This window comes from Candidatus Pelagibacter sp. HIMB1746 (assembly GCF_052047555.1).
Lineage (GTDB): Bacteria > Pseudomonadota > Alphaproteobacteria > Pelagibacterales > Pelagibacteraceae > Pelagibacter.
Map to the genome: position 1 here is coordinate 50,188 of NZ_JBNAJZ010000003.1, position 9,891 is coordinate 60,078.

Here is a 9,891-nt window from a genome sequence, read left to right on the forward strand (position 1 = left end):
ATTATCGTTCTGTTTTATATTTTTGTTCTAAATTATAGCTATACTTACTCATTGCATAACAAATAATCCAGAAAATTATTGCTGCAAATACATAGCCTTCCATTGCAAATCCTAACCATTCTGGATTAGTTTTTGCTAAATTTAACATTCCAACTATTTCTAATAAACCAACTACAAATATCAAAGGTGTATCTTTAACTAACGCTAAGAAAGTATTAGCAATACCTGGGATTACTAATTTAAGTGCTTGAGGTAAAATTACAAATATATGCATCTTCCAATACCCCATACCTAATGATTTTGCAGCTTCGTATTGACCTCGTGGTAACGCTTGCAAGCCCCCTCTTATTACTTCTGCAACATATGCAGCTTCAAATAATGAAATTGCAATAATTGCTCTAACTAATTTATCTATGAAAAAATCTTCCGGTAAAAACATTGGAAACATTACAGCTGACATAAATAGAACTGTAATTAATGGTACCCCTCTCCAGAACTCAATAAATCCTACAGATATATATCTAATCAAAGGTAAATCAGATCTTCTACCAAGAGCGAAAGCCATCCCTATAGGAAAGCAGAAAATCAAACAGAAGAAAGAAATAATGAATGTTAGAGACAATCCGCCCCAAGCTCCAGTTTCAACCCAGTTTAAACCATCAAGTTTACCAAGCTCGATTATCTCTTCATAAAAAACAAAGTACTTAAGAACTATATAGATTGTTAATGGTACAATTAAAAAATAATAGAATTTAAATCTACTTGGAATTAAAAATCCAAGAATAATTGAAATAACTGCAGCAATTATACCGTAAGAGAAATCAAAAAATACTGGACCACCTGATATAAAAAAGAAAATAAATAAGAATGCGATAAAAGGATAAATAACTACATAGTACAAAGTTAAATACTTTTTAAATTTCTCTTTAGCAAAATATCCAACTGATCCAAGTAACGCTAAGGAAATAAAAGATAAATTTATTCTCCATTGTTCAGCATTTGGATACATTCCATACATAAATCTATTAAACCAAACTTTGATATATGTCCAACATGCACCGGTTCCAGTACAAACATCTTTACTATCTCCTGCAAAGCTAGCATCAACAAAGAACCAACTTAGAATTGGCGGTGTTGCTTTAATGATTACAAAAATAATTAATAATGAAAGAACAGAATTAAAACTATTGGTATTAATATGTTTGTTTAAACTATCTAAAAATTTATAACCGCTATGTTCAATCCTAATAAAATGAAGACCTATAAATCCAATCACTAAAGGGATCACAAAACTTAACAAGGTTGGTAGGAAACCCGTGATGTTAACATTAAAAAAAGAATTCAAAAATACATCTAAAACACTAATAAAAAACAACAAAGAACCTAAATACAAAAATGTATTTAAATTTTCTTTATCAGGTCTTAAAAAATTAATTTTTGACATTTATTTTTCCTTAATAGCAATTTTTTTATTATACCAATTCATCAATATAGAAATTGATATACTCAAACTTAAGTAAGTAAGCATTGTAATAGAAACGATCTCAATTGCCTTACCAGTTTGCATTAATGCAGTACCTGCAAATACTAAAACTAAATCAGGGTAAGCAATTGCAGCTGCTAATGATGAATTTTTAGTTAAATTTAAATATTGGTTAGTAGTTGGTGGGATAATAATTCTTAAAGCTTGAGGCATCACTACTAATTTTAAAACTTGATTTGGATTTAAACCTATAGATGCAGCAGCTTCTTTTTGTCCTTTTCCAACACCTTGAATTCCAGCTCTTACACACTCTGCAATAAAAGTTGCTGTGTATAGTGCTAAAGATAGAGTTAATGCTATTAATTCAGGAGGTAAGCTTACACCTCCTTCATAAATAAATGATGTGGTTGCAAGTTGTTTTAATTTTGGAATTTCAAACGATAGACTTACCCCACCAATAACAAAACTTAATAAAGGTAATATAAAAATTAATCCTATAGATATCCATAAAACTGGTAACTGTTTACCTTGAGTTTCTTGAACTTTTCTTGCATGAATTCTTATAACTACAATAGCAATTATAGCTGCAACTATTGAGTAAAAGAAAACATTAAAGTTTTCCCAAACAAAAGCAGGAACATACAGGCCTTTAATAGTTAAAAAGAAAACACCAAACATTGCATCAGCATCTTGAGGTAGTGGCAATGCTCTTAAAGCTGCAAAATACCAAAAAAATATTTGTAAAAGTAATGGAATATTTCTAAAAAATTCTACATAAAAAGCTGCAAATTTATTAATAAGGTAGTTTGGAGAAAGTCTAGCAACACCAACAATTACTCCAAGTATTGTTGCAAATATAATCCCAATTACAGAAACTAAAATAGTATTTAATAATCCAACTAAGTAAGCTCTAAAATAAGAATGTGATCCGTCATATTCAATTAAAGAAAATTGAACATCAAATGAAGACTCTTGAGATAAAAAACCATATCCAAAATCAATACCTCTATTTTCCATATTGACTTGAGCGTTATAACTAAAGAAACCAAAAACTAGTATGACTGCTAAAACTGTAACTAACTGGGGAACTATTTTTTGTAATTTGAAGTTCATTTAAGAGCTTATAAAAAAAAGGGCTAGAAAAATCTAGCCCTTTTTAATTAGTTAAATATGCAATTATCTTGCAGGTGGTACGTAAAGAATTCCACCTTTAGTCCATAATTCATTTGGACCTCTGTCTGGTAAAATTCCAGTGTCAGCTATATTTCTTTTGTAGCTTTCACCATAGTTACCAACTTGCTTGATAATTCTTAAGCTCCACTCATTGTCTAAACCAAAAGCAGCACCTAATTCACCTTCAGCACCAACTAATCTTTTTACAGCTGGGTTGTCTGAAGTTTTCATAGAATCTGCATTAGCTGAAGTAATTCCATACTCCTCAGCTTCGATCATAGCATTTAAAGACCATCTAACGATATCTTCCCATACTGAGTCACCTTGTCTAACAACTGGTCCTAAAGGCTCTTTAGAAACAGTTTCAGGTAATACAATGTGATCATCTGGGTTAGTCATTTTAGTTCTTTGTGCAGCAAGACCTGATTTATCAGTAGTGTAAGTATCACATCTACCAGCATCATAAGCAGCTACAACTTCGTCAGCTTTTTCAAAAGCAACTGGCTCATAAGAAATTCCTTTAGAGTTAAAGAAGTCTCTCATATTTAACTCAGTTGTTGTACCAATGTTTGTACAAGCTGAGATACCATTTTTGAATTGGCTTGTTGAAGTAATACCAGAACTTTTTCTAACCATGAAACCTTGACCATCGTAGAAGTTTACTCCAACGAAAGTTAGTCCGATATCAGCATCTCTAGAAAGAGTCCAAGTTGTGTTTCTTGATAAGATATCAATCTCACCAGAAGTTAAAGCTGTAAATCTTTCTTTCGCACTTAATGGTGTAAACTTAACTTTGTTTGCATCACCTAGTACTGCAGCAGCTACCGCTCTACATACATCAACGTCAATACCAGTCCAATTTCCTGCTGCATCAGCATTAGAAAATCCTGGAAGACCTTGAGATACTCCACATCTTACAAAACCCTTCTTCTGAGTGTTTTTAAGTGTTTTAGATTTTTTAGCAGCCATAGTTTCTGTTGTAAAAGTAAACAACACTGCAACCATTGCTACTAAAGAAGTTAATTGTTTTAAGTATTTAAACATTATTCTTCCTTTTAGTTATTATTATTTGTTAACAAATAATTCAAAACTAAGTTTTGAATTCGCAGGATTAAAACATTTTAGAAAAACTACTTCAAGAAGAAATTATGGTCAAAAGACCAAGAAATGGCGCGCCCTGAAGGATTCGAACCTACGACCCTCGGTTTAGAAAACCGATGCTCTATCCAGCTGAGCTAAGGGCGCAATATTTGAAATACATATATATTACAAATTTAATATTTAAACAGAAATTTTTTAGCTATCAATAATAAAGATAATAATTCAATACGGCCGATAATCATAAAGAAAATAAGAATATATTTAGTAATAAAATGTAAATTTTGAAAATCAAAATCACCCATTCCATAAGCTGAAGAATTAACAGTATTCATTAATGTTAATACTGCCAGTTTAAATGAATATTCAAAATTGATTTCACTCAAAGATAAAAAAATTGTTAATGAAAAAAGTGAGATTATAAAAATAACAATTGTAAGAAAATATTTGTTTATATCTTGAGTTGCAAAGTTAATTTTAGAAAATACTAGCTTATTCATAAATACATTTTTTGGTCTACTAAAAGAAAGTATTTGATTTAAAGAATATTTTGTTAATGAGTAAATTTTTAAAAATCTTAATCCTGAACTTGTAGAAATAAATGAACCTCCAATTATAACCAAAAGTAAATACAAAAATTGAAGATTAGTTTGTTCAACATTCAATGAAATTCCTATATTTGAAATACTACTTACTAAAGATAAAAAACTATAAGAAAAGGTGTTATCGTAACTAAAAAATATAAAAAAAATCCCAACTGTTATTACAAAGTATAAAAATAGATGAATATCCTCATGAAAAAAATTAATATTTTTTCTTAAAAAGATTAAATTATATATAAAGAAAATACTGAAGAAAGAAACTAGCATTAATAATGAAAAAATTATTATCTGTGAATTTTGAGTTAGTATTGTTGAGAGATCATTTACTGGTAAAAAACCACCTGATGAAATAATAGTCATTGATAAATTTAATGAATTAAAAGATCTAATTCCAAATAAATTAAAAATTATAAAAATAGATAATGTTAAGCTTGAATATAAAATAAATATTTTAATTGTTTGTTTTAAAATTTCGGTTGTATTAAATGATAAAAAATTTGTAAGAGATTTTTTTAAGTTTTCATCATAAATATCAATCAAAAAAATTATAGAAAATAAAAAGTATAATCCACCTATCCATTGAATAGATGATCTCCATATTATTAAACCCTGATCAATATGCTTTATATTTTCAAATATTGTAAAACCGGTTGATGTAAAGCCAGACACTGCTTCAAATAAAGCGTTTAAAAAAGTTAAATTATAAATACTAAAATAAAATGGAATAGATAATACCATTGGCATAATAAAATATCCCAAAAGCACTGTTAATATTTTTTCAAATATTGTGGGTTTTTTTTCTGAAGTGTCTATTTTGTAGAACAAAAAACTAATTAAACCAGAGATTACTAAACTAAAGTAATATGTATTTAAGTTTAAGTATAAATTGAAATAATAAGAGTAAATAATATTTAAAAATGAAAAAACTGAAATCAATAGAAAGAAAAAACTTAAATATTTTACCCGAAGTATTGGCATTTAATTAAATTGAGCTAATTCTAAAAATATTTTCAACAACTGAGATTGAGTCTTTTTTTGCTAAAAAAACAACTTTATCATCTTTTTGAAATACAAAGTCTGATCTAGGTATAATTACTTTATCGTCTCTAAGAATAGCGCCAATTCGAATTTCTTCAGGAAGATTAGAATTTTTTAACTCTTTATTAATTAATTCAGATGTCTCAATTATCTCAGCCTCTATCACCTCATATTCGCCATTCATAATTGTATAAGCTGTTTCAATTGTTCCTTTATGTATATGTTTTAAAATACTCGAAACAGTATTCATTCTAGGGTCAATCAAGTCATCAATTTTTAATGAATTCTGCAATAAAGAATAGTTTGGTTTATTGATTAAAGCCATCGTTCGTTTGTCATCAATTTCTTTTTCATCCTTTGCAAATTTTTCAACCAAAACACTTACCATTAAGTTATCCTCATCATCGTTTGTAAGAGCTAAAACAGTCTCTGCTTCCTCTAGATTTGCCTCAGCTAAAACTTCTTCATCTAACGCATCTCCATTAATTACTATTGTATTGTTTAGTTCACTTGCAAGAAATTCAGCTCTATCTTTATTTTTTTCAATAATTTTTACTCTTGCAGCGTCTAAATTTTCTTCAATATTTTTAGCTAAATTAAAACCAATATTACCTCCACCAACTATAAGAATTTTTTTAGAAACTTTTTCTGTGTGTCCAAATGCTTCCAGTGTTTCAGACATTTGAGTTGAATTTATAATAACATAAATTTTATCATTGGTTTTTATTTCATCAGTTTTTTTTGGAATAAAAAACCTATCCTCTCTTATGACGCCAATCACATTTGCTTTAAGATTAGGGTATTTTTTTGTAAGATCACTTAATTTAATATTGATTAAACTACAATTTTCATTAATCAATATTTCAAGTAACCTAATTTTATTTTCTGCAAAAGGTACACTATCTAGGGCACCTGGTGCTTCGAGTTTTCTTTGAATTGATTTAGCAATTTCAATTTCTGGTGAAATAATAACATCTATTGGTAAGTTTTCTTTATTATAAACTGTTGTAAACTTTGGATTTAAATAATCCTGAGATCTTATTCTGGCAATCTTCTTTGGTATTTTAAAAATAGAAAACGCAATTTGGCATATAACCATATTAATTTCATCATTTCGAGTTACTGCTATAATCATATCAGCCTCTTGCGCATTAGCCTTTTCAAGAATTGATGGATAACTTCCTTTTCCAACAATAGCTTTAACATCAAGTGCGTCATCAATTTTTTGAATATCTTCGCTTGATGGATCTATTACGGTAATAGAATGACCTTGATCACTAAGCTGTTTAGCAATAGTAAAGCCTACTCTACCTGCGCCACAAATGATTATGTTCATTTAATTAAATTCTTTAATTCCTAAGCCTTTTAACTTTCGATGTAAGGCACTTCTTTCCATTCCAACAAAATTAGCTGTTTTTGAAATATTTCCATTAAATTTTTTTAATTGAATAGTTAAATACTCTTTTTCAAATTTTTCTCTAGCTTCTTTTAATGGCACAGAAAGACTGTTTTCGGCTAATTGTTCGTTGAAATTAATGTTTTTTAAGGATTCTTTTATTATATTTGATATTTTTTCCTTAGTGTCTGGTTGTAAAATTGCAATTCGTTCAATTAGATTTCTTAATTCTCTTACATTGCCATGCCAATCATGATTTAAAATATAAGTGTCATCTTCATCTATTTCTAATTCGTTAATATTGTAGTTTTCAGATATTTTTTTTGAAAAATATTTAATCAAAAGTGGAATATCTGAAATACGTTGACTCAATGGTTCAACATTTATTTCAAAAACATTAAGTCTATGAAATAAATCTTCTCTAAAATTTCCTATTTCAATTTCTTTCTTCAAATCCTTACTTGAGGAGCATATTAATCTAACATTTACACTTACGTCATTTGAACCATTAACTCTTTTAAACTTTTGATCAGTTAAAACTCTTAAAATTTTTGATTGTATATCCAAAGGTATTTCAGAAACTTGATCTATCAATAAAGTTCCTTTGTTAGCTTTTTCTAATGCTCCGTAAGATATAGAGCCGTTATCTTTTTCTTCTCCAAATAATTCCAATTCATATTTATTTGAGTCTAGCAAAGCTCCATTTAAAACTACAAAAGGATTTTTATTTCTTTTTGATAATTTATGAATTTTTCTTGCTATTAATTCTTTTCCAGATCCCGAAGGACCATTAATAAATACCCTACTTTCTGTAACTGAAATTTTTTTAATTTGATCGTTTATATTTAAAATATTTTTACTATTGCCAATTAATTCATAGGATGAAAATAACTTTGTTTCATATTCTTTATTTTGCTTTTTAAGATTATAATTCTCGACTGCTCTCCTAACAAAATTAAGGAGTCTATCTTGATCAAAGGGTTTTTCAATAAATTCAAAGGCTCCTTCGTGAAGAGATTTTACAGCCATTTCAATGTTAGCGTGACCTGAAATTATTATAACAGGAACATCTTTATCTTTCGATTTAATGTGTGATAACAGCTCTATCCCATCGTTATCACCCTTATCTAATTTAACATCAAGTATTGCAACATCTGGAAGTTTTTTATCTATTTCAGATAACGCTTGATTATAATTAGCGGCAAGTCTTGTTTTATAACCAGCATCCAAAATTAAATCATTAATGATATTCCTTATATCAGCATTGTCATCTACAATTAAAATTTCAGAACTCATTCTATTTAATAAAATCTATTTTAATCTTTGCACCTTCATCTAAAGCTATAAATTCAATTTTGCCGTTATGGTCATTTATAATTTTACTTACTATTGAAAGACCCAATCCAGTTCCATTTTTTTTAGTAGTAAAGTATGGATTTAAAATATCTTTAATATTTGCCGCAAATATTCCAAAACCAATACCATTATCGATCAAATAAATCGTTATGTGGTTATTTTCTTCATTAACTTCAATAGTGATTATTTTCTCTAAATTACTGTCATTTTCTGCTCTTTGTTGGATACTTTCGATAGAATTTTTAATTAAATTAAAAAAAACTCTAGCAATTTGTTCTTTGTCACTATTTAATAAAATTTCTTTTTGATTGCAATTAATAGAAATATTAATCGTATTATCTAATTCATTTAATAATTTGATATTATCCTGAATAATTTGAATTAAATTATTTTCTTTTAAAATTGGTTTTGGCATACGTGCGAAATCGGAAAACTCATTAACCAAATTTCCTATTTGTTTAATTTGGTTATTTATTATCTTTAAATTTTCATCAAAATTTTCTTTTTCGTTTTCATTAACCTGATTAGAATATTTTGTTTTCATTCTATCTATTGTTAATTGAATTGGAGTTAGAGGATTTTTAATTTCATGTGCAAGTTTTCTTGCTAAATTACTCCAGGCTTCGTGTCTTTCGTTAATTATTAATTTTTCTTGTTGACTTTTAAGTCTATCAATCATCAAATTAAAATTCTTATTCAAAATTTCTAAATCTTTATCAGTCTTTACCTCGGGAACTTTAGTATCAAATTTTCCCTCACCGATTGAGACCGAAGCATTAATTAAATTATTAATAGATCTAAAAAATCTTGAAGAAAATCGTATGGCAATTGATATAGATACAAACAACAATACACTTACAACAATAACATAAATAATTGCAAAAGATATTTTTATGCCAGTACTTTTCTCTTCAACAGTATAATAAAAATTTATAGCTTCTTTTGACTCAGTAAGATATTTTGAAATATCTTTATCAAGATATTTAATTACGTATAAAAATCTGTTATCAAAATTTTGTAATCTCATAATCGCTGCAGACATATTTTCTGGAGCATTAATAATTTTTAATGGTCTATCATCATCAATAACTAGTGCTAATGCTCTATCAACTGGAGGTATATATGGTTGGTTGTCTTGAAGAGAAGTAAACAATAATTTTTTATTAACGTCGATTATATGTATTTCATCGACACCTCTAATCAATTTTTGAGTATCTAGAAATCTTTTGTACTCCTTAGAATTATCATTTAAAAAATTTTTACTTTTATTGGTATCAAAAGCAATTAAAACAATATCTGATTGAATTTTGTTTCTAATTTCCTCCACATAGTTTTTAGCTAACTCGTAGGAATTATTAACCACAGTTGTAACTTTCTTGTCAAAATATTTTTCTAAGGCAAATGAAAAAAGGAACAAAGAGAAAATAGATATTAAAACTGAAGGTATTAAAGTGAACAGAGCAAATACAGTAATATATTTTTTGTTAGATTTTAATCCATCATTATCAATGTCTGTTTTGATTGCTCTTCTTATTTCAAAAAAAATAAATACAAAAAGCGAAGTTAGAAGTATTATATTTAATATTAAAAGATATTGTAAATTTTCCTCGGTTAGTTTTATAAATCCTTTATCAATGAATGTTAAAAATGTTAAAAAACCTATCGATAATGTGATAATAAATAATATTATCAAATAAATATTTTTCTTAATAAAATCTGTCATTTAGGTATAAAATTTCTATAAT

Annotated in this window: 7 protein-coding genes and 1 tRNA gene; all 8 read right to left on the bottom strand. The window is 27.6% G+C overall.

What is annotated here, in order from left to right; all coding sequences use genetic code 11:
• Position 1: 1 nt before the first annotated feature.
• The 8 genes from ACTTBM_RS04255 to ACTTBM_RS04290 all read right to left on the bottom strand — a co-directional run bounded on the left by ACTTBM_RS04255 (position 2) and on the right by ACTTBM_RS04290 (position 9,869).
• Complete coding sequence (locus ACTTBM_RS04255) at positions 2-1,444, bottom strand: amino acid ABC transporter permease (protein WP_440634851.1); 1,443 nt, start codon at positions 1,442-1,444, stop codon at positions 2-4.
• Positions 1,445-2,596 (bottom strand): amino acid ABC transporter permease, encoded by a 1,152-nt coding sequence (locus ACTTBM_RS04260; RefSeq protein ID WP_440634852.1) that lies wholly within the window; start codon positions 2,594-2,596, stop codon positions 1,445-1,447. It lies immediately after the preceding gene.
• Between the two features lie 63 nt (positions 2,597-2,659).
• Positions 2,660-3,700, bottom strand: a complete 1,041-nt coding sequence (locus tag ACTTBM_RS04265) for an amino acid ABC transporter substrate-binding protein (RefSeq protein ID WP_440634109.1) — start codon at positions 3,698-3,700, stop codon at positions 2,660-2,662.
• A gap of 124 nt (positions 3,701-3,824) precedes the next feature.
• Positions 3,825-3,901: transfer RNA gene (locus tag ACTTBM_RS04270), tRNA-Arg, on the bottom strand.
• A gap of 29 nt (positions 3,902-3,930) precedes the next feature.
• The gene (locus tag ACTTBM_RS04275) at positions 3,931-5,181 is read right to left on the bottom strand and encodes a TrkH family potassium uptake protein (protein WP_440634853.1); all 1,251 of its coding nucleotides are present in this window, start codon (positions 5,179-5,181) and stop codon (positions 3,931-3,933) included.
• Positions 5,182-5,338: 157 nt separating this feature from the next.
• Positions 5,339-6,730, bottom strand: a complete 1,392-nt coding sequence (gene trkA, locus ACTTBM_RS04280; protein WP_440634854.1) for a Trk system potassium transporter TrkA — start codon at positions 6,728-6,730, stop codon at positions 5,339-5,341.
• Positions 6,731-8,086, bottom strand: coding sequence for a sigma-54-dependent transcriptional regulator (locus tag ACTTBM_RS04285; RefSeq protein ID WP_440634855.1), 1,356 nt, complete (start codon positions 8,084-8,086; stop codon positions 6,731-6,733).
• A gap of 1 nt (position 8,087) precedes the next feature.
• Positions 8,088-9,869 carry an ATP-binding protein gene (locus ACTTBM_RS04290; RefSeq protein ID WP_440634856.1) on the bottom strand — a complete coding sequence of 594 codons (1,782 nt, stop codon included), beginning with the start codon at positions 9,867-9,869 and terminating at the stop codon, positions 8,088-8,090.
• Between the last annotated feature and the right edge of the window lie 22 nt (positions 9,870-9,891).